Origin of the sequence: Streptomyces sp. NPDC050610 (genome assembly GCF_040654875.1) — a bacterium.
Classification (GTDB): domain Bacteria; phylum Actinomycetota; class Actinomycetes; order Streptomycetales; family Streptomycetaceae; genus Streptomyces.
Map to the genome: position 1 here is coordinate 201,034 of NZ_JBFAIV010000011.1, position 20,346 is coordinate 221,379.

Below are 20,346 nucleotides of genomic sequence, written 5' to 3' on the forward strand. Positions count from 1 at the left end.
GAATACGGGGCCGCCGCCCCTACCGACTCCCCCGCTCGCTCCAGCGCGCGGCGAACTCGCGGAAGCGGCGGCCGGCCGGGGACGTGGGCCGGTCCCGGCGCCAGAGCAGGCCGACACCGCGGAAGGCGTCGGGCTCGGCGAGCGGGATCAGCCGTACGTCGTCCCTCGGCGGGGCTCCGCCGCCCCCGGCCGGAACGACCGAGACGCCGAGCCCGCTGCCGACCAGGCCCGCGATGGTGGCGACTTCCCCCGCCTCAAGGGCCACCGAGGGGGTGACCCCCGCCCGGTGGAAGATCTGGCAGGTGATCTCCCGCAGCCCGGTGGACTGGCGCATGATGATCAGCCGCTCGTCCGCCAGGTCGGTCAGCCGCGCCGAGGCGCGGTCCGCGAGCCGGTGCCCCGCCGGTACGGCGAGCCTCAGCTCCTCCTCGTACAGCGGCAGCCACTCCCACTGGCCGCCGGCCGGCCGCGGGCCGGTGAGGGCCAGTTCCGCGGCGCCTTCCAGCAGCAGGTCCCGCACATGCTCCGCGGATTCCTGATGGAGGGTCAGTCGCGTGTCGGGCCAGTCTCGTTGGTAACCGCCGAGGAGTTCGGGTACCAGCCAGCCGCCGAGCGAGTGCACGAACGCCAGCCGCAGGGCGTCCCGGACGGGAGCGCGCAGGGCGGTGATGCGGTCCTGGGCCGTCTCCAGCTCCTCCAGCGCGCGCCGGGCGTGCCGCCGGTAGACGCGGCCGCAGTCGTTGAGCCGCAGCCGGTTGCGGTCCCGGTCGAACAGCGGTGTGCCGAGCCGGCGCTCCAGACGGCCGATCGCGCGGGACAGGGTGGGCTGCGAGACGCCGGCCAGCGCGGCGGCCTCGGTGACGTGCTCGGTCTCCGCCACCGTGAGGAACCAGCGCAGCTCGTCCATGCTCATCAGCACATTATGCAAGAGGCGCATAAGGTGCTGTTCATCGCGGCATTTTTCTTTCTCGGCCGCCCCGGGGAGGGTGGTTTCCACGGGCGCCCGCACCGACCGCACGACTACCGGAGGCAGCCGCATGTCCCCTCAGCCCACCACCCCCAACAGCCCGACCGCCGTTCCGGGCGATGCCGAGAAGGCCCGTATCGCCGAGCGCTTCCACACCGGGCTCATCACCGCCGACTGGGACCTGATCTGCTCCCTGCTCACCGACGACGCCGTCTGGACCCTGCCCGGCGACAACAAGATCTCCGGTACGGCCCGCGGCGCGGACGCGGTGGTCGAGCGGGTCAGGCTCATCGCCGGCTACGGCGTGCGCTTCGAGTTCGAGCGCGTCCTGGTCAGCCGCGACAACCTGGCCCTCTCCCTGCACAACACCGCTGCCCGCGACGGGGTGGTGCTGGACGAGTACCTGGCCACGGTCTGCTTCCTGCGCGACGGCCGGATCAGCGCGATCGAGACCTACCTTTCGGACGTAACCGGGATGAACGCGTTCTTCGTCTGACCTGTTCGACGGCGGGAGCGCGCGCGGCGCCGCCGCCCTTGGCGCAACCTGGACCGGGCTGGTCCGACCTGGCCCAGCCCGGTCCAACCTGGCCCAGCCCAGCCCAGCCCAGTCCGTCCCGGTCCGGACATCGACGCGCGATCGCGCGTGATGTGTACCGGGACGCGCCGAATGCGCGCCTCCCCCGTTTCGCTCCCCGGTGGGATGCTGGTCGCATCCCTCGGGAAGGAGCTCCGCCGTGCTTCGTGTCGCGGTCGTCGGGTCAGGGCCGAGCGGGGTCTACACCGCGCAAGCGCTCGTCCAGCAGGAGTCCGTGCCAGGGGTGGCGGTGGACGTCCTGGACCGGCTGCCCTGCCCGTACGGTCTGGTGCGGTACGGCGTCGCCCCCGACCACGAGAAGATCAAGTCGCTGCAGAACAACCTGCGTACCGTGCTTGAGCATCCGCGCATCGCCTTCCTGGGCAATGTGCTGGTCGGGGAGGCGGGGGTGCCCGCCCGCCAACTGCTCGACCTCTATCACGCGGTCGTCTACTGCGTGGGCGCCGGTACGGACCGGCGGCTCGGGGTGCCCGGCGAGGACCTGCCGGGCAGCTTCTCCGCCACCGAGTTCGTCTCCTGGTACAGCGCCCACCCGGACTCCCCGCCCGGCGGCTTCGTACTCGGCGCGCGTTCCGCCGTCGTCATCGGGGTCGGCAACGTGGCGGTCGACGTGGCACGTGTACTGGCGCGCGGCTCCGAGGAGTTGCGCCCCACCGACGTTCCGGACGCCGCGCTGCGGGCCCTGGCCGACAGCCGGGTGTCGGACATCCACCTGGTGGGACGGCGGGGCCCGGCGCAGGCGAAGTTCACCACCAAAGAGCTCCGCGAACTGGGCACGCTGCCGGGCGCGGAGGTGTCCGTACGGGCCGAAGAGGCCGCCCTCGACCCGGACTTCGCCGATCCGTCGGGGCTGCCCGCCGCCAACCGGCGCAATGTGGAGGTCATCCGCGGCTGGTGCGACGCCCCGCCCCGCGGCCTCTCCCGCGCCATCCGGCTGCGCTTCTTCCTGCGGCCGGTCGCGGTGCTCGGCGAGGACGCGGTGCGCGCCGTGCGCTTCGAGAGGACCGCGCCGGACGGGCGGGGCGGCGTGGTCGGCACGGGCGTGTTCGAGGACGTCGAGGCGGAGTTGGTCCTGCGGTCGGTGGGGTACCGGGGCGTGCCGTTGGCGGGGCTGCCGTTCGACACGCAGCGCGGGACGGTGCCGCACGAGCGGGGGCGGGTGCTGCGGGCGGGGGCGCCCTCCCCGGGCGAGTACGTCGCCGGGTGGATCAAACGGGGCCCGACCGGGGTGATCGGCACCAACCGCTCCTGCGCGAAGGAGACGGTCGCCTCGCTCCTCGCGGACGCCGGTGCCCTCGCGGAGCGGCCCACGGCGGCCGATCCCCGGGCCGAACTGCGGCGGTTGAACGGGGCCGTGGTGGAGTGGCCGGGTTGGCTCGGCATCGAGGCGGCGGAGGCGGCGCTGGGGCGTTCGCTGGGCCGTACGACGGTGAAGATCGCCGACTGGGAGGGGCTGCTGACCGCTGCGAACGGGCGGGCGTGAGCGTTCCCGCCCCGCTCATCAGCGCTTCTCAGCCCTCGCCGAGCCTCTCGTCCTGGCGGTGCGCGGCCGTCAGGACGCTGTCGAGCAGACCGGGGAAGAGCGCGTCCAGGTCGTCGCGGCGCAGCTCGCTCATCTTGGCCGTGCCGCGGTAGACCTGGTTGATCACGCCGCTCTCGCGGAGCACGCGGAAGTGGTGCGTGCTGGTGGACTTGGACACCGGCAGGTCGAAGACGGAGCACGACTGCTCGGTGCCGGCCGCCTCCAGCATCCGTACGATCCGCAGGCGCATCGGATCCGAGAGCGCGTGGAGCACGCCCTCCACCCGGATCTCCGCCGGCGCGGGGTGGTCGAGGGAGCGGCCGCTGGTCCGTGCCCGGGGCTGGGTCTGCACGGCTGCTCCTCTTGGCCGGTCGGCGGCCTGGTCGGTGGGCCTGTTCGATGGGCCCGGTCGGTGGGCCTGGTCGATCTGCCGGTCGGCCCGGCGGCCGGACTGCCCGCCGCGTCGACGGGCCGCATCGATGGTACGAGTACGAGGTTCACCGTAGTACGCGGCCCTTGGCGGGACTTGACCCCCGTCGGCACGTACCGCACCGACGGGGGTCTCGCGCTCCAGGTCCGTACGGCCAGGCCCCTACGCTCAGGCCCCGTGCCGTCAGGTCCCGTACCACCAGGTCCCGTACGGCCGTCGCGCTGTCAGTGCGCGCGGGCGTACTGCGCGGGTCGGCGTGGCTCGTCCCCCAGCTCGACGGCGGCGCTGTTGACCCAGTAGGGGTCGCGCAGCAGTTCCCGGCCGAGGAGCACGGCGTCCGCCTGGCCGGCCGTCAGGATCTCCTCCGCCTGCCGGGCGTCGGTGATCAGGCCGACCGCGCCCACGGGAAGGTCCGTCTCCTCGCGCACCTTGGCGGCGAAGGGGACCTGGTAGTTGGGTCCGGCGGGGATGACGGCCTTCGAGGCGTTGCCGCCGGTGGACACGTCGAGCAGGTCCACGCCGTGGGCCAGCAGGTCCTTCGCGAACCGCGCGGTGTCGTCGCCGGTCCAGCCCTCGCGCGGGTCCTCGGGGTTCTCCGTGAGCCAGTCGGTGGCGGAGATCCGGAAGAACACCGGCAGCTCCTCGGGCCATACGGCCCGTACGGCGTCGACGACCTCCAGCGCGAACCGGGTGCGGTTCTCGTACGAGCCGCCGTACTCGTCGTCCCGCTGATTGCTGTGCGGGGAGAGGAACTCGCCGATGAGGTAGCCGTGGGCGCCGTGCACCTCCACGACCTTGAACCCGGCGGCGAGGGCGAGCTCGGCGGACTTCGCGAAGTCCGCCACGACGCCCTTGATCTCCTCCGTGGTCAGCTCGTGCGGCGCGCGGTCGCCGTCCGCGAAGGGCAGCGGGGAGGGCGCGACCGTCGTCCAGCCGCCCTTCTCCGCGGGCAGCTGCTTGCCGCCGTCCCACGGGGCGGCCGTCGAGGCCTTCCGCCCGGCGTGGGCGATCTGGATGGCCGGGACGGCCCCCTGCGCCTCCAGGAAGCCGGTTATCCGCTTGAAGGCGTCGCGCTGCTGGTCGTTCCACAGGCCGACGTCCGCGGGCGAGATCCGCCCCTCGGGCGATACGGCCGTGGCTTCCACCAGGATCAGGCCGGCGCCGCCGACGGCGCGGGCGCCGAGGTGCGCCAGGTGCCAGTCGGTCGGCACGCCCTGGAGGGGGCCGTCGGCTGCCGCGCTGTACTGGCACATCGGCGCCATCCAGGCACGGTTGGGGATGGTCAACGACCGCAGTGTGTACGGCTGGAAGAGGTTGCTCACCGAAGGCTCCGCTCGTGCGTGGGTGAACCGGATTACCCTAGTACGGTAAACGTCGTAGTACGGCAGTTGTCAAACTATGCAGGTACTGGCGTGAGCCTTCGCACGGAGCCGCCACCGGCCCGACGGGGCCGCCCCTAGGAACGCCGCATATCGATGACGTATTTCCCGCGCACCCCGCCCGCCTCCAGCCTCCGATGGGCCTCCACGACGCCGTCCATCGGGAGCACGGTGTCGATCACGGGCCGGACGTCTCCCGCCTCGGCGTACCGGGTGAGTTCCGCGATGCGGTCGGCCGACGGGTTGTTGCTGAAGAGCTTGACCCGCCGGGGCCGGGCGGCGGCCCGCAGGCCCGTGCCGAGGATGGACCTCACGAGACGGGACGAATCGAAGGCGAGCGCGACCAGGCGGCCCTGACGGGTGAGCCGCGCCTGGTAGGCGCCGAGGTCGGTGCCCACCAGGTCGACGATGACGTCGAAGCGGCCGAGGTCCGCCGGCCCGGTCGTGCGGTAGTCCAGGGCCCTGTCGGCGCCGAGCCCCTTGATCCAGTCGAGGTTGCGGGCGCCGGCGAGGGCGGTGACGTCGGCGCCGAGTGCCTTGCCCAGCTGCACGGCGACGCTGCCGACGCCCCCGGTGGCACCGCGGACCAGCAGGCGTTCGCCGGGTTCGATGCGCGCTTTATCCGTCAGCGCGGTCAGGGCGGTGGTGCCCGACACCGGAAGGGCGGCGGCCTTGAGCGGGCTCAGGTTCCCGGGCGCCCCGGCGAGGCGCTGCTCGGGCACGGCGACGAAGTCGGCGATGGCCCCGAAGGCGAAGTGCGGCATGACGCCCCACACCGCGTCTCCGGCCTGCCACGCCTGGACCCCGGCGCCTACCGAGGCGACGCGGCCGGCGAAGTCGCCGCCCACGCCGCGCGGGAACGCGGCACGGGTAATTCTGCGCATCTCGCCCGCACGGAAGGCGACTTCCCCCGCGTCCACGCTCGCGGCGTACACCTCGACGAGCACCTCTCCGAGCCCCGGCCGCGGCGTGGGCACCTCATTGACGCGCAGCACCTCAGGCGGGCCGAAACGGTCGTACTGAACGGCACGCATGGTCGATCTCCTCCGGAATGTCTCTCCCCGAGCGGACGTCTCTCCGCTCTCCGCACTAAGTGGGGTGACACCCCACTTAACTTCGCTAAGATAACCGGAGAGCCACCCCGATTAGCAAACGCAGGAGGTCACGGTGGTCGGCACGGCAGCGCGACGGCCTTTGCGGGCGGACGCCCGGCGCAACTACGCACGAATCCTGGCCGCCGCCGAAGAGGCGTTCGCGACCCACGGCCCCGACGCCTCCCTCGAAGAGATCGCCCGCCAGGCCGGCGTGGGATCGGCCACCTTGCACCGGCACTTCGCCTCCCGGCGCTCGCTGCTGGAAGCGGTCTTCCACGACCGCGTCGAAGCGCTCTGCGCGAGGGCCCGGGAACACGCCCGCGCGAGCGAACCGGGCCCCGCGCTCTTCGCCTGGCTGCGGGACCTCAACGCCTACGCGGCGGCCAGCCTCGGGCTGATCGCCTCACTACTGCGCGACGGCCGGGACCTCGACCTGGTGGAGAAGGACGACGACTGCGTATCGATGATCACCAACGCGGCCGGAGAACTCCTGGACGCGGCCCGGCGGGCGGGCGCGGTACGCCCCGGCATCCGCACCGAAGACATGCTCGCGCTCGTCAACGCCATCTCGCTCGCCACCACGGAGGGCCGGGATCGCACGGATCGCACAGAGGGCCTCGATCGCGCGGACGGCCACGGCGACGCGGAGAGCAACGGCTGCGCTGACGGCAGCGGCGGCGCCGGAGGCCAGGGCGGCGCGGAGGGCAGCGGCGATGTCGGAGGCCAGGGCGACGCCGACGGCAGCGAGGGCGATGACGCGCAGGCGGGCCGGCTGCTGGACATCGCGATCGAGGGCATGCGCGCGCACCCCTGCGACACCGCTCCCTCGAACCCACCTGACCTGCGGTGATTCCGCTCCGGGAGCCGTTGTCAGTGGGTAGGTGCAGACTGGCCCGTAACTGAGACAACGGCGTCCCGGAGGTGGCTCGTCATGGCTGAGGTCATGCTGGCGATCGGCACCAAGAAAGGCCTTTTCCTCGCCCGGCGACGCGGCGGCGGATGGGAGTTCGACGAGCCCCGATTCAACGCGCAGTCGGTCTATTCGATCGGGATCGACACCCGTCCCGCCACACCCCGGATCCTGGTCGGCGCGGACAGTTCGCACTGGGGCCCCTCGGTCTTCCACTCCGACGACCTCGGCGCCACCTGGCAGGAGCCTCAGCAGCCCGCGGTGAAGTTCCCGAAGGACACCGGCGCCTCGCTGGAGCGGGTCTGGCAGCTGCATCCGGCGGAGGCGGACGCGCCCGGCGTGGTCTACGCGGGGACGGAGCCCGGCGCGCTGTTCCGCTCCGAGGACGGGGGCGAGACGTTCGAGCTCGTACGGTCGCTGTGGGACCACCCCACGCGGCAGGAGTGGGGCGCCGGTTTCGGCGGGCAGGGCATTCACACCGTGGTCACGGACGCCCGCGACAGCGACGCCGTGACCATCGCCGTCTCCACAGGCGGCGTGTACCGGTCGCTGGACGGCGGGGCCAGCTGGGACCCGTCGAACACCGGGGTGCAGGCGGTGTTCCTGCCCGACCAGTACCCGGAGTTCGGGCAGTGCGTGCACAAGATCGCGCAGGATCCCGTGGACCGCGACCGGCTGTATCTCCAGAACCACTGGGGCGTCTACCGCAGCGACGACGCGGGCGGCGCGTGGTCGCCCATCGGCGCCTCGCTGCCCTCCGACTTCGGCTTCGCCGTCGCCGCCCATCCCCGCAGGGCCGATGTCGCCTACGTCTTCCCCATCGAGGCCGACAGCGACCGGGTGCCCGCCGGGCGGCACTGCCGGGTCTTCCGCACCGAGGACGCGGGGGCGAGCTGGGAGGGACTCCACGCCGGCCTCCCCGAGGCGCCGCACTTCGGAGTGGTGCTGCGCGACGCCATGTGTCTCGACGACGCCGAGCCCGCGGGGGTGTACTTCGGCAATCGCAACGGCGAGGTCTACGCGAGCGCGGACGAGGGGGACAGCTGGCAGCTCATCACCTCGCACCTGCCCGACGTGCTGAGCGTACGGGCCGCGGTGGTGGGGTGAGGCGGTTCGGGGGTGTGGCCGTAGGGGGCGGTTTAGACAGATCAGCCGTGGAGTGGGACGGCTCCGGGTGGGGTGGTTCGGAGGTCGTAGCCGTCGAGTGGGATGGCCCCGACCGGGGTGGTTCGGGGGCGCGGTCGTGGGGTGCCGGACAGAGCCAGTAGAGTGACGCCCCGTGGCTGCACGACCGTTGAACGAGATCGTCGAACCCGGCTGGGCGAAGGCACTTGAGCCCGTGGCCGGACGGATCACCGCGATGGGCGACTTCCTGCGCTCGGAGATCGCGGCGGGCCGTACGTACCTACCGGCCGGAGCCCATGTGCTCCGTGCCTTCCAGCAACCCTTCGACGACGTAAGGGTTCTGATCGTCGGTCAGGACCCGTACCCCACCCCCGGGCACGCCGTCGGGCTGAGCTTCTCCGTCGCGCCCGAGGTGCGGCCGCTGCCCGGCAGCCTGGAGAACATCTACCGGGAGATGCACACCGACCTCGGGCTGCCCCGGCCGTCCAACGGCGACCTCACCCCCTGGACCCAGCAGGGCGTCCTGCTGCTGAACAGGGCGCTCACCACCGCGCCGCGGAAGCCCGCCGCGCACCGCGGCAAGGGCTGGGAGGAGGTCACCGAGCAGGCGATCAAGGCGCTGGTCGCGCGCGGCGGCCCGATGGTGGCGATCCTGTGGGGGCGTGACGCCCGCAATCTGCGGCCGCTGCTCGGGCAGGTGCCGTCCGTCGAGTCCGCGCACCCCTCCCCCATGTCGGCCGACCGCGGTTTCTTCGGCTCGCGCCCGTTCAGCCGCGCCAACGACCTCCTGGTCCGGCAGGGAGCGGCGCCGGTGAACTGGCTGATTCCCTGACGTTCGGCGATAGGGTGTCCGGCCATGACGACTCACACGAACGTCCCCGCGGGTTGGTACGCCGATCCGCAGGGCACTCCTCACCTGCTGCGATGGTGGGACGGCGGCCAGTGGACCGAGCACACGCATCCTGGTCAGGCGCCGTCGGGCGGAGCGGTTCAAGCCACGCATGACCCGGCGCGGATTCAGGACCAGGTCCAGCGCCAGGCCAAGGTGGCGCCCGAGTCGCACGGCGGCGGCACCCTCTTCACCGAGCCGGTCCTGGTGGTGAACCAGAAGGCCAAGCTGATCGAGGTGACGAACGAGTACGGCGTCTTCGACCAGCACGGCCGCACGCTCGGCGCGGTGGTCCAGGTCGGCCAGAGCACGGCGAAGAAGGTGCTCCGGGTCGTCTCCAGCCTCGATCAGTACATGACGCACAAGCTGGAGATCCGGGACGCCCAGGGCCGTCCGCAGCTCCTGCTGACCCGGCCGGCCAAGCTGATCAAGTCCCGCGTGGTGGTCGAGCGCCCGGACGGGCAGCCGCTGGGGGAGATCGTCCAGCAGAACGCGATCGGCAAGATCAATTTCGCGCTGGTCTCCGGCGGTCAGCAGATCGGCGCGATCAAGGCCGAGAACTGGCGGGCCTGGAACTTCGCCATCGTCGACCACACCGACACCGAGATCGCCCGGATCACCAAGACCTGGGAGGGGCTCGCCAAGACGATGTTCACGACGGCGGACAACTACGTACTGCAGATCCACCGCCAGCTCCCCGACCCGCTGCTGAGCCTGGTCGTGGCCACGGCCCTGACCGTCGACACGGCGCTCAAGCAGGACGCCCGAGGGTTCGGCTGAGCCGATGGCCGAGGACATGCGCGTGGACGCGGGAGCGGACATGGACATGGACGCAGGCGCGGACGCGGACGTGCGCCCCGGCAGCGGCACCCGCGTGAGCACTTCCGGCGCTCCCAGCACTTGCGGCGCTTCTGCTCGCGCTGCGGCCGGCCCCTCACCCTGCCCGCCCGTGCTCGCCGTCGACTCGGGCGGTTCGGGGGTCCGGGTCGCGGTGGCCCGCGCGGACCTCGACGGCCCCGCCCGTACCCGGCACTCCCCCGACCCGGTGCCGACCGGCGGCGCGGGCATCGATGCGCACGCCTTCCTCGCCCAGGTACTGCCCGCCGCCCGCGACCTGCTGCGCGCGGCCGGAGCGGAAAGCGTCGACGCCGCCTGCGTGGGCGCCACGGGCATGGCCACCCTCGGCGACGACCTGCGGAAGGTGCTGCCGGAGGCGCTGCGCGCGGAGCTGGGGGTGCGCCGGCTCGCCCTCGCGGCCGACGCGGTGACCGCCTACGCCGGTGCTCTGGGCCAACGGCCGGGCGCGGTCGTCGCCGCCGGCACCGGGATGATCGCCATCGGCTGCGACCTGAGCCCGGAGGGCGGCTGGCGGCGCGCGGACGGCTGGGGGCATCTGCTCGGGGACCTGGGCGGCGGAGCATGGCTCGGCCAGGCCGGGCTGACGGCGGCGCTGCGCGCCCACGACGGGCGTACGGGCGGCTCGGCCGCGCTGCTGGCCCGTGCGGAAGCGGTCTTCGGGCCGGTGGGAGGGCTGCCCGGGCAGCTGTATCCGCGCGCCGACCGGCCCGCCGTGCTGGCTTCGTTCGCTCCCGAGGTGGCCCGGTGCGCCGAGGCCGGCGATCCGGTGGCGCGGCGCATCCTCGCGACGGCCGCCCGTCACATCGCCGAGACCGCGGCGGCGGTCTGTCCACGCCTTCAGGAGCCGTCCGCGGACGGCCGGCACAAGACGCGGTACGAAGTGTCGCTCACCGGCGGGCTGTTCCGGATCGGTGCTCCCCTGCTCGTACCGCTGCGCGCGGAGTTGCAGGAGCAACTGCCGCACGCGGAGCTGGTCGAGGCCGCGGGCGGCCCGCTGGACGGGGCGCTGCGCATCGCCGCGGCGCTCGCCGCGGAGGATCTGCTCCTGCCGCCGGATCCGTTCATGCTCTCCATTTCGGGGTGACCACTTCCGCATCAAGTCGTACGAACCGCCGAACATATCCGGACAGAGTGCACGCAGTCGCCCCCTCCCGAACGGGCGGCCCCCGCGAGCGGATAACATGCGGCGCCATGAGCTCCCCCACAGGGCCCGCGCCTGGCCTGCCTGTACGAATGCCACGTCCCCGCCAGCCCGGACGGCACCGGCGGCCGGAACCGGTGGCGGCGCCCGTCGGGGCGCCGCCGCTGGTCCTGGCCGTGCCGGGGACCCCCGACGACGCCATCCGCGGCCTCGCCGAAGAGGTGCTGAGCATCGCGCGCTCCGAACTGCCCGGGCTCGACGCCCGTATCGGCTACGTGGACGGCGAAGGGGACGAATTCCCGGCCCTGGAGGCCGTTCTCACCCATGTCGCCGCCGAGCGCGACGCGCGCGTCAACGCGGCGCACGAGGCCGGTGACCAGGAGGGACAGGACGCCGGAGCGGGTCCCGCCGCCGTCACCGTGCCGCTCTTGGCGGGTCCCGACAACGCCTTGCTGCGCCGCATCCGCCACGCGGTCATGAGCAGCGGCTCCGCCGCCGAGCTCACGGACGCGCTCGGCCCGCACCCGCTGCTCGCCGAGGCCCTGCACGTACGGCTCTCGGAGGCGGGCCTCGCCCGCGCCGACCGGGCCCGTCTGTTCACAGTCGCAACTGCCGCGGACGGCATCATCCTCGCGACGGTCGGCGGTGACGAGGCCGTCCAGGCCGCTGGGATCACCGGGATGCTGCTCTCCGCCCGGCTGGCCGTGCCGGTGATGGCCGCGGCGCTGGACGAGGACGGCGCCATAGCGCGTACGGCCGAGGAACTGCGCGAGTCCGGCTCGCGCCAACTGGCTCTCGCGCCCTATCTGATCGGCCCCGAGGTCGCGGCGGGCGTGCCCGGCACGGCGGCCGCCGAGGCGGACTGCGCCGCGGCGGAGGCGCTCGGCGCCTATGGGGCGGTCGGCAAGCTGGTGCTGGCCAAGTACGCGACGGTGCTGGGCATCCCGACGCAGCCGTCGGCCCAGGGCGCGCCGTACGCCGAAGCGCCCCGGCAGTAACAACAGCTTTCCCGCGCACAGCTTTCCCGCGCACGACACAGCGACCGACTGTGCCCGAAGGGCCCCACTTGGGGCCCTTCGGGCTGTCCGGCGTCCGTGCCGCGGCGGGGCTCAGCCGAGGATGACGCAGGAAGCCCCGGGCACGGGGATGGAGCCCGCGCGGGTCGGGGCGCCCGTGGACGGGTCGATGTCGAACCATGTGACGTCGCCGGTGCCCTCGTTCGCGGTGTAGAGGTGCCGGCCCGAGGGGTGGAGGGCCAGGTCCCAGGGGCGGCGGCCGCCGCAGTCGACTGTGTTGAGCAGGCCGGGGGCGTCGCCGGACTCGTCGAGGGCGAGGGTGGCGATGCTGTCGTGGCCGCGGTTGGCGACCCACATGAAGCGGCCGTCCGCCGCGACGGCCACCTCGGAGGGGAAGTTGACGGATTCGGTGTCCTGGGGCGCGACCGGTGTCGTGCCGATCGGCGTGAGGTCGCCCGTCTCCGCGTCCCAACTGCACGTCGTGAGCGTCGAGTCCAGCTCGTTGATGACGTACGCGCGGTGCCCGCGCGGGTGGAAGGCGAGGTGCCGGGGGCCGCTGCCCGCCCACAGCCGGGTCTCGTGGTGCACGACCGGCCGGCCGCCGGGCGCGTCGAGAGCGTAGACCCACACCGAGTCGGTGCCCAGGTCCACGCCGAGCGCCCAGCGGCCGGACGGGTCGGCGTGCACGCCGTGCGCGTGCGGGCCGCGCTGCCGGTCGGGCTCCGGGCCGCTGCCCTCGTGCTGGAGGACCGAGACCGGCTCGCCGAGTCGCCCGTCGGCGGCGATCGGGAGCGCGCTGACGCTGCCCGAGCGGTAGTTGGCGGTCAGCAGGTGACCGAGGGCGAGCGCGAGATGGGTGGGCGCGGCGCCCCCTACCGGCACCGGCGCACCGAGCGGCACGGGGCGGGCCGGGTCGGCGAGGGAGAGCGCGACGGCCGCGCCGTCGTCGGTCTGGCTGACCGAGTAGAGCACGTCCCCGCCGGGCGAGAGGGCGAGGAAGGCGGGGTTCTCGACGGCGTCGGTGGAGTGTACGGCCGTCAGCGCGCCCGTATCGGGGTCGACGTCGGCGACGGTGATCCCCAGCCCGCCGCCCGTGCTGAACGATCCGATGTACGCCCGCTGTTCCGTGCCGCCCACTGCGCCGCCTTCCGCCGCTTCTTCTGTTCTGACGGCCTGCATCCGTCACGGTCTGGACCGGTCCGTACCGGTTTACGTCCGTGCTGGTCAGAGCCCGTATCCGCGTCAGACGCTAACAGGGCGACCGGCGCGCGTACGCGCCGCGTGAGCTCGGGCGCCAACGCCCGCGCACACGCCCGCGCTTAATGGGGCCTCCACTGACGGAACGGGGCGCGCTCACGCCTCCGCGTACGGCGCGCGCAAGTGGCCGCGCAGCGGTGCGGCCAGGGAGGCGAGGGCGGCCTCCAGGTCGTGGAGGTGCGCGAGAGCCCGCTCCGCGCCGGGGTGGTGGGGTGCGCCGGCGAGCGCGGCGGCGGAGGACTCGGCCGGGGCGCCCGGCGCGACGAGGCTCTGCACGGCGGCTTCGACGCGCTGGCAGGCGGCGGTCAGCCGGGCGTCGTGCGAGGCGTCGGGGTCGGCGGCCACGGCGGCCAGGCCGCGTACCTGGCGGGCGCAGTCGTCGAGGGCCGCCATGACCTGCCGGGCCCGGCCCTTGCGGGCCCGCAGCGGGCTGATCGGGTGCAGCAGCGGGGCGAGGGAGACGCGGACGCGGCCGAGGAGCAGTTCGAGTTCGGCGGCGCGCGGCGCGGGGTCCGCGGCCTCGTCGCCCGCGAGCCGCCGGGCGGCGTCCGCCGCGCAGTGCCGTACGCACAGCAGGGCGCGCTGGATCCAGGCGTCGGTGGCGGTGTGGGTGGTGACGGGGAGCACCACGGCGACGGCCAGGGCCGCGCCGAGGGCGCCGACGGCGGTCTGTTCGAGCCGCAGGGTGAGCAGGCCGGGGTGGAGCACGCCGAGGAGGCCGTAGAGCAGTCCGGCCATCACCGTCACGAAGAAGATCATCCAGCTGTACGAGGGGCCCGCGCTGTAGAAGAGGCCGAAGACGCAGAGGGCGACGAGGACGGCGGTGGGGGCGGGCGCGCCGTGCAGCGGTACGGCGACGAGCAGGCCGACGGCGATGCCGGTGACGGTGCCCACCACGCGGCGGAAGCCCCGTACCAGGGTCTCGCCGCGCGACGCGGTGTTGACGAAGATCCACCAGGTGGTGCCGACGGCCCAGTACCAGCGCTCGTCGGAGACGAGCCGCCCGACGGCCAGCGCGAGGCCGCAGGCCACGGCGGCCTGGAACGCCTGGCGCGTGGTGTGCCGGGCCAGGCCGCGCGCGGGCAGCGGGGCGGGCACGGCCTGCGGCGGGGTGCGGCGCTCGATGGGCCAGACCCCGAAGCGGACGAGCGCGGCGGACACGACGGCCAGCGCCACGGAGGCGTAGATCTGCGGCAGCTGGTCCGGCACGGCGTGCAGGAACTGCGTGGCGAAGAACATCATGAAGCCGAAGATGCCGAGCGCGTGGCCGCGCGGGCCCCAGCGCCGGGCGTACACGCCGCAGAAGACGACCGCGAGGAACGCGGCGTCGCGCGCCAGGGGCTGGTCGTGCAGCGCGGCCGCCAGCGCGAGGACGGGGAAGCCGGCCGCCGGGAGCAATCCAGTGGTGACGGCCTGGCGGCGCACGCTGGAGTCGCCGACGGTGAAGAGCGCGAGCAGCGCGGCGAGGCCGCCGGCGACAGCCGCGGTGAGCGAGTGCCCCATGAGGTACGAGACGACGACGGCCAGGCCGATGCCGAGCACAGCACGGGCCGACGTACGCAGCCGCAGCAGCTCCGGGTCCGGAGCCACGAACACTCTCTTCAGCACAGCTATCCCGCCTCTCCCACGTCCTGATCGACTTGCTCGCATGAAAAAGGCGCCGCGGATATCCGCAGCGCCATCGGTGGGAACATCACACCATCTATGAGTCCTTTGGCTCAACCGCCGTTGTAAACACTGAGCCAATGGCACATTTCACCCCTCGCGTGACGAGCTTGGAGGAGGCCAACGGACCACAGGAGGGCACCCCGCCCCCACTGCCGACCCCCGTCCCGCCACTCCTGTGAATCCCAGCATCGGCGGTTTCCCAGGTCGCGGCGACCAGTTCGCGCATCCCTGGTACGCGGAGGTGCCGGGCGCGCAGGTCGGTGACGATGTTCCGGATCGACGGGCGGTCGCGGACCTCTCTCAGTGAGACGCACAGGGCCGACAACAGCTCGGCGGCGGTCTGCTCGGCCTTGCCCCACTGCCACAGCGCGGGTTCCCCTGCCCTGATCGGCAGCGCCATCGATGCCGTCGCCGGGATGCCCTCTACGCGCCGACTGACCGGGGAGGCCGTCAGCCCTCTCGTTCCATGGCCGCGATCAGTGCGTCCAGTAGACCCGGTGCGGCCTTTTGGAGGGCGGTGCGGCGGAGGCGGTGCCCGCGCGAAGGCCCGACCATGACCGGGTGGAAAACGCCCGCCTCGACCAGGATCTTGAAGTGGTGGGTCGCCGTGGACTTGTTCAGGCCCTCGTAGAGGTCCGAGCAGGGGGCTTCGGCGGCGGGGTCCACGGCCAGTCGGCGGACCATTTCCAGGCGTACGGGATCCGCGAGTGCGCGCAGCAGTTTCTGGACCGGGGCGACGGGCGGCAGCTGGTCGGAGGGGGTCTCCCAGGGCGGCATCAGACAACTCCAAGTTTGACGTGCATCGTACTTCTCCTTAGCATCCACGAAGTACGACACACATCATACTTCCCAGGAGTCCTTGTGCCGGCACTTCCCCCGGGGCGACGCCCCCAGCCATGGAGCTATGCGACCCTCCTCGTTCTTCTCATGCTCGGGCAGGCGACGTCCGCCATCCCCTCGCCGCTCTACTCCCTGTACGCCGCGAAATGGGACTACCCGCCCTTCCTCACCACCGTCATCTTCGCCGCGTACGGGGCTGTCGCGGTCGTCGCGATCCTCGCCTCCGGACCCCTGTCCGACCGGTACGGCCGTCGGCCCGTGCTTCTCGTCGCGATCCTGCTGCTGCTCGCCGGGCTGGCCGTCTTCGTCTTCGCCGCGGGTCCCGGACACCTCGTCGTGGCGCGGATGCTCAACGGCCTGGGGATCGGCGCGATCGTCGTCGTCGGCGGGGCCGCTCTGCTGGACGTGAGTCCCGAGCGGGCGGCCCGCAGCGGGACCCTCACCGCCATCGCGTTCAACGTCGGCATCGCCGCCGCCGCGCTCGGTACCGCGGGCCTAGCCCAGACCGGCTTCCATCCCCTGCTCCTGCCTTACCTCGCTGATGCGTTCATCGCCCTCGTCCTGTTCGTGCTCCTCCTGGTGATGCGGGAGCCGCACCCCTCGGCCGGGGCCGCGCCTCTGGGAATCCCTCGCCCGCACGTGCCCAAGGAGATCCGCGGACGCTTCGTCTTCGCCGTGATCGGCGCCGGTGCCGCCTGGGCCGTGCTCGGGGTCTGCTTCTCGCTGGAACCCTCCATCGCCGCCCACGCGGCGCATGTTGACGGACCGTTCTTCGGCGGTGTCGTCATCGCGGCCGTGACCCTGGCCGCCGCCTGCGCCCAGGTCGTCAGCGCGCGTCACCCGGCCCGTACGGTCGCGCTCGTCGGCGACACGGCGCTCGCCGTGCTCATGCTGGCCGGGGTGGCCGGCTTCGCGACCGGCAACGCCGGCGTCATCATCGTCACCGTCGCACTCCAGGGCGGCGCCTACGGGCTCGCCTTCGGCGGCTCCCTGCGCCACCTGACCGCTCACATTCCCGCCGAGCGGCGCGGAGCTGTCATGTCCATGTTCTACCTGCTCGCGTACGGCGCGCTCATCACGCCCACGCTCCTCGTAGGCATCGGCGCCACGGTCTGGAGCGACACCGTGATCTTCCCCGTCTTCTCTGTGCTCGCCGCCCTTCTCTGCGTCTCCGCCGTGGTCGTCGAGCGCGTACTGGGGCGTCGAGGAGGACAGTCCGCGGTGACGCCGGCGTCGACGGCTGAGGCGCCCCGGATGAGCGAGGTCGACTGACCGGCGACCTCGAAGCTGCCCGGCGCGCGGCGCCGGGCAGCTTGCGAAGCACGTCGTCGGTGCGGGTGGCACCCAGGGCGAGGCGGACGAGTGCCAGAGAATCCTGCGGGCCGTCCAGGCCGACATCGCGATACGGGTGGCCGACGTGCCGCGCGCCAGTCAGGACGCCGAGCGGCGGGGCGGCAGTGCTGGTCCGCCGCCCCGCCGCTCGGCTGAGTGTCAGGCGGCGTGGGGGCCGGGGGCGGCGCTGCCTTCGTACTGGTTGATGTTGGAGACGAGTTCGGTGAGGTCGGGGTCGGTGTCGTAACGGCGCTGGTGGAGGGCGGCGATCGTGTTGCCGATCTCGGGGTCGAGGTCGTCGGTGATGTCGAAGGAGACGAACTTGTCGACCAAGGGCAGCCCGATCTCGTCGGTGCGACGGTGGGCGTGGTGGATGAGGTACTCCCAGTAGCCCTCCAGGTCCGCTATCTGAAATGTGGCACCCCACTCATACGCGCCGCCGTGGTCGCGGCCGACGAGGAATGACTGGACGGAGGGGATGGCCTCGCCCTGGTAGCGCAGGCTGGCAAGGGCGTCTTCGAGCTGCTCCGGCGTCGTACCGGGCTTGAAAGTGAAGCGGACGCAGTGGTGAATCATCAGAGTGTTCCCTTTCGGTGTTTCTTTTTCGTCATCGAGGTCGTTGGTGTGCGCACGAGCTCGGCGGGTTGGGCCAGGCCAGGCAAGCCGAAAGAAGCCCCGCCGAGGCCGCCTCGGGCAGCACTGCGGTCCCGTCCACGTGGACGCCGCCGGGGGCCGGGCCCGAAGGAGGGGGTGAAGGGCCAGTGGCGAGAGGAACTGCCTGAGGACAATCCCCAGCGAGTTCGCTCGGACTTGAGTTGCTTGATCTCTGAGCGGGTCTGGATTCAGTACCGCGCACGCGGACCGTCCGCAGGCTTCAGCTCTCTGCCTGGGCGGCGAGGAAGCCCCGGTACCACTCCAGGGTCTGACTCAGGGTGGTCTCGATCAGGGTGGGCGCGACGCCGAACTCCTGCCGGAAGGCGGTGGAGTCCATGATCTGCGGCTCGGTGTGCTGGTAGAACAGCTCGGCGTAGGAGTTCATAAACGTCTCGTCGAACGGCCCGAAGGGGCGCGGCTCGTCCATCGCGACAATCTGGAGCGGGTGGCCGACCAGGTCGCCCAGCGTGGTGAAGATCTCGCGTGTCGTGCGGGCGGGGGCGGTGGGCAGGTGCCAGACCCGGCCGTCTCCTGAAGGGTTCTCGCCGAGTACGGCCAGGCCCCAGGCCACGTCGAGGATGTTGGTGTAGCTGTGCCTGAGGTCGATGTCGCCCAGCGCCAGAACCTCGCCGCCGGTGAGTGCGGCCGGGAAGACGGCCCCGCCCAGCGTGGAGTTCAGCACCCGGGGCCCGACGAAGTCCGCCGAGCGGCCCAGCGCGACCCTCGCGCGGCCCTCCTGGTGCGCGGCCAGGTAACGCTCGTCCAGTGCGGCACGCATCGTGCCCTTGGCCGTGGCCGCCCGCCACGGGGTGTCCTCCGTCATGACCTCGCCATGTGTCTCGCCGTACGGGTACAGCGTGTCCAGGACGACCAGGCGCGCGCCGGTACGCGCCACCGCACCCAGAACCGCCTCCTGGATGCCGGGCATGACGTCGATCTGGAGGTGATAGGCGACGTTGACGCAGTGGTAGACGACGTCCGCGCCCTCGATCGCGGCGAGTGCCCCGTTCACCGTTCCGACATCCCCGGTGAACCGCTCGACGCCGTCCAGCGGCTCGCCGGAACCGGTGCGGTCGACCAGCCGGACCGCGTGTCCGCGGCGCGCGAGCTCCAAGGCGACGGAGGTGCCCGCGGGGCCGGCTCCCAGAACGGTGTGGAGCGAACCCGGTGCTGCAGTCATGACGTGATCCCTTCGACAGAGGCGACGAAGCCCTTCGCTGTTATCGCCACACACTTAAGTTATACACCATAACTAAAGTTGCTTGCCGTAGCGGTCGGAGTTCCGGAGGGCGTACGCGTCTCCTCCGGGGTGGGATCCGCTGCTGCGGTGAGGCAGCGCCTGCCTCACGTCCACGGCGTGCACGGGCTCTACTGCCTGCTGCCTGCTGCCTGCTGCCTGCTGCCTGCTGCCTGCTGCGACGGGGCGGCCGGAACAAGGGATCACCCGACCAGGGACCCTGTCGGATCAGAATCGTCCTCGTGATGGATAGAGATTCGGATTCGCCTCCCGGAGTGGACGAAGGGCTGATCCGCAGGTCACACGCGTTCAGCAGCCCTCCCCCGATACGGAGCGCGAGAGAGTTTCGTTCTATCGCACGAGCGATACAGTGACGCATACGATATGAGCTGAACATGCAGTCCGGCGCGAACAACGACAGGAGGCGTGGAATGACAGTCCGTGCGGACAGTCCGCGTGCGCGGTACCGGGAGCAGACCCGCTCAGAAATCAAGGAAGTGGCCGTACGGCAGCTCGCCGCCGCCGGCGTCGAGGGTGTGGCGCTCCTGCGGATCGCGAAGGAGATCGGGCTGTCAGGCCCGGCGCTCTACCGCTACTTCGCCAGCCGCGACGACCTGCTGGCGGAGCTGGTGCTCGACGCCTACCAGGGAGCGGCCGCAGCCGTCCACGCGGTGGACACCGAAGGCGGTGGGCGGGCCGCGCTCCACGCCCTGACCAGCGCCTACAGGACGTGGGCCATCGCCCAGCCGCACCTGTACCTGCTCATCCAGGGCACCCCCGTGGCGGGTTTCACGGCGCCGGCCGAGACCGTACTGAAGGCGCGCTCCGTCCTGGGCCCTTTCCTGTCCGTCTTCACCCGGGGGCGGCCACTGGTCTCCGTGGACCCGCTCCTCACGCAGCTACAAGTGTGGCTGCGTGAGCAGCCCGAGGTGGCGGCCTGGGTCGAGCAGTGGACGGGCCAGGCCGCAGACGGTTCCGCCGCGGCCATCTCGCTGACCGGGGCCGTGATGACCTGGCCGCAGATGCACGGCACGGTCAGTCTGGAGATCACAGGTCAGTTCACCGGCATGGGACACGACCCCGCCACCCTGCTCGACGCCCAGACAGCGCTCCTGGCCGACACCTTCCAACTCCCCTGACCGGCAGGAAGCCTCCCCAGGCGGTCTCGTCCTCCACACGGGCGTCCAGGCAGCCCCGGGTGGAGGTGCGTACGCATCGTGGCCACACCCACGTAGCACTGACGGATTACTCCTGCTTCGCGCAGCACGTTGAAGTGGTAGGTGAGCGTGGAGATGGAGACCGGCACCTAGAACGTGCCGCGGCTCATGTCCTCGCCTTGAGGTTCCCCCGAGATGCGGAGTCCGTTGACAGCGGGTCAGATGGGACTCATGAGAGGACCTGTGACCATGGCTGCACCCCGGAAATACTCACT

At 72.1% G+C, this 20,346-nt stretch carries 19 protein-coding genes; 10 read left to right on the forward strand and 9 right to left on the reverse strand.

The window, feature by feature from the left end; genetic code table 11:
• Positions 1 to 19 precede the first annotated feature (19 nt).
• The gene (locus AB0I22_RS16670) at positions 20 to 913 is read right to left on the reverse strand and encodes a LysR family transcriptional regulator (protein WP_363131495.1); all 894 of its coding nucleotides are present in this window, start codon (positions 911 to 913) and stop codon (positions 20 to 22) included.
• Between the two features lie 124 nt (positions 914 to 1,037).
• On the opposite strand from AB0I22_RS16670, the gene AB0I22_RS16675 reads away from it, so the two are divergent.
• Positions 1,038 to 1,463 carry a nuclear transport factor 2 family protein gene (locus AB0I22_RS16675; protein WP_363131496.1) on the forward strand — a complete coding sequence of 142 codons (426 nt, stop codon included), beginning with the start codon at positions 1,038 to 1,040 and terminating at the stop codon, positions 1,461 to 1,463.
• A 238-nt stretch (positions 1,464 to 1,701) separates the two neighbouring features.
• Positions 1,702 to 3,045: an FAD-dependent oxidoreductase gene (locus AB0I22_RS16680; protein WP_363131497.1), complete on the forward strand. Its 1,344-nt coding sequence runs from the start codon at positions 1,702 to 1,704 to the stop codon at positions 3,043 to 3,045.
• 28 nt (positions 3,046 to 3,073) lie between these two features.
• Here AB0I22_RS16680 and AB0I22_RS16685 read toward each other — a convergent pair whose 3' ends face one another.
• The 3 genes from AB0I22_RS16685 to AB0I22_RS16695 all read right to left on the reverse strand — a co-directional run bounded on the left by AB0I22_RS16685 (position 3,074) and on the right by AB0I22_RS16695 (position 5,927).
• Positions 3,074 to 3,436 carry a helix-turn-helix transcriptional regulator gene (locus tag AB0I22_RS16685; protein ID WP_363131498.1) on the reverse strand — a complete coding sequence of 121 codons (363 nt, stop codon included), beginning with the start codon at positions 3,434 to 3,436 and terminating at the stop codon, positions 3,074 to 3,076.
• A 302-nt stretch (positions 3,437 to 3,738) separates the two neighbouring features.
• Positions 3,739 to 4,836, reverse strand: coding sequence for an NADH:flavin oxidoreductase/NADH oxidase (locus tag AB0I22_RS16690; protein ID WP_363131499.1), 1,098 nt, complete (start codon positions 4,834 to 4,836; stop codon positions 3,739 to 3,741).
• A gap of 134 nt (positions 4,837 to 4,970) precedes the next feature.
• Positions 4,971 to 5,927: an NAD(P)-dependent alcohol dehydrogenase gene (locus AB0I22_RS16695; protein ID WP_363131500.1), complete on the reverse strand. Its 957-nt coding sequence runs from the start codon at positions 5,925 to 5,927 to the stop codon at positions 4,971 to 4,973.
• A gap of 133 nt (positions 5,928 to 6,060) precedes the next feature.
• On the opposite strand from AB0I22_RS16695, the gene AB0I22_RS16700 reads away from it, so the two are divergent.
• From AB0I22_RS16700 to AB0I22_RS16725, 6 genes are all read left to right on the forward strand, one after another.
• Positions 6,061 to 6,837, forward strand: coding sequence for a helix-turn-helix domain-containing protein (locus AB0I22_RS16700; protein ID WP_363131501.1), 777 nt, complete (start codon positions 6,061 to 6,063; stop codon positions 6,835 to 6,837).
• Positions 6,838 to 6,918: 81 nt separating this feature from the next.
• Positions 6,919 to 8,004 carry a sialidase family protein gene (locus tag AB0I22_RS16705; protein WP_363131502.1) on the forward strand — a complete coding sequence of 362 codons (1,086 nt, stop codon included), beginning with the start codon at positions 6,919 to 6,921 and terminating at the stop codon, positions 8,002 to 8,004.
• Positions 8,005 to 8,176: 172 nt separating this feature from the next.
• Positions 8,177 to 8,854 (forward strand): uracil-DNA glycosylase, encoded by a 678-nt coding sequence (locus AB0I22_RS16710; RefSeq protein WP_363131503.1) that lies wholly within the window; start codon positions 8,177 to 8,179, stop codon positions 8,852 to 8,854.
• A 24-nt stretch (positions 8,855 to 8,878) separates the two neighbouring features.
• On the forward strand, positions 8,879 to 9,691 hold the full coding sequence (locus AB0I22_RS16715; RefSeq protein WP_363131504.1) for a phospholipid scramblase-related protein: 813 nt from the start codon (positions 8,879 to 8,881) through the stop codon (positions 9,689 to 9,691).
• A gap of 4 nt (positions 9,692 to 9,695) precedes the next feature.
• A complete protein-coding gene (locus tag AB0I22_RS16720; RefSeq protein WP_363131505.1) occupies positions 9,696 to 10,853 on the forward strand; it encodes a BadF/BadG/BcrA/BcrD ATPase family protein in 1,158 nt (385 codons plus the stop codon).
• A 107-nt stretch (positions 10,854 to 10,960) separates the two neighbouring features.
• Positions 10,961 to 11,908, forward strand: coding sequence for a hypothetical protein (locus AB0I22_RS16725; protein WP_363131506.1), 948 nt, complete (start codon positions 10,961 to 10,963; stop codon positions 11,906 to 11,908).
• A 111-nt stretch (positions 11,909 to 12,019) separates the two neighbouring features.
• Here AB0I22_RS16725 and AB0I22_RS16730 read toward each other — a convergent pair whose 3' ends face one another.
• From AB0I22_RS16730 to AB0I22_RS16740, 3 genes are all read right to left on the reverse strand, one after another.
• A complete protein-coding gene (locus AB0I22_RS16730; RefSeq protein WP_363131507.1) occupies positions 12,020 to 13,105 on the reverse strand; it encodes a lactonase family protein in 1,086 nt (361 codons plus the stop codon).
• A 174-nt stretch (positions 13,106 to 13,279) separates the two neighbouring features.
• A complete protein-coding gene (locus tag AB0I22_RS16735) occupies positions 13,280 to 14,833 on the reverse strand; it encodes an FUSC family protein (RefSeq protein WP_363131508.1) in 1,554 nt (517 codons plus the stop codon).
• Positions 14,834 to 15,301: 468 nt separating this feature from the next.
• Positions 15,302 to 15,628, reverse strand: coding sequence for a helix-turn-helix domain-containing protein (locus AB0I22_RS16740; protein ID WP_363131509.1), 327 nt, complete (start codon positions 15,626 to 15,628; stop codon positions 15,302 to 15,304).
• Positions 15,629 to 15,712: 84 nt separating this feature from the next.
• On the opposite strand from AB0I22_RS16740, the gene AB0I22_RS16745 reads away from it, so the two are divergent.
• Positions 15,713 to 16,963, forward strand: coding sequence for an MFS transporter (locus AB0I22_RS16745; protein ID WP_363131510.1), 1,251 nt, complete (start codon positions 15,713 to 15,715; stop codon positions 16,961 to 16,963).
• A gap of 219 nt (positions 16,964 to 17,182) precedes the next feature.
• Here AB0I22_RS16745 and AB0I22_RS16750 read toward each other — a convergent pair whose 3' ends face one another.
• A complete protein-coding gene (locus tag AB0I22_RS16750; protein WP_363131511.1) occupies positions 17,183 to 17,599 on the reverse strand; it encodes a Dabb family protein in 417 nt (138 codons plus the stop codon).
• A gap of 298 nt (positions 17,600 to 17,897) precedes the next feature.
• Positions 17,898 to 18,857: an NAD-dependent epimerase/dehydratase family protein gene (locus AB0I22_RS16755; RefSeq protein WP_363131512.1), complete on the reverse strand. Its 960-nt coding sequence runs from the start codon at positions 18,855 to 18,857 to the stop codon at positions 17,898 to 17,900.
• Between the two features lie 488 nt (positions 18,858 to 19,345).
• On the opposite strand from AB0I22_RS16755, the gene AB0I22_RS16760 reads away from it, so the two are divergent.
• Positions 19,346 to 20,053 carry a TetR/AcrR family transcriptional regulator gene (locus tag AB0I22_RS16760; protein WP_363131513.1) on the forward strand — a complete coding sequence of 236 codons (708 nt, stop codon included), beginning with the start codon at positions 19,346 to 19,348 and terminating at the stop codon, positions 20,051 to 20,053.
• The last annotated feature ends 293 nt before the right edge of the window (positions 20,054 to 20,346 follow it).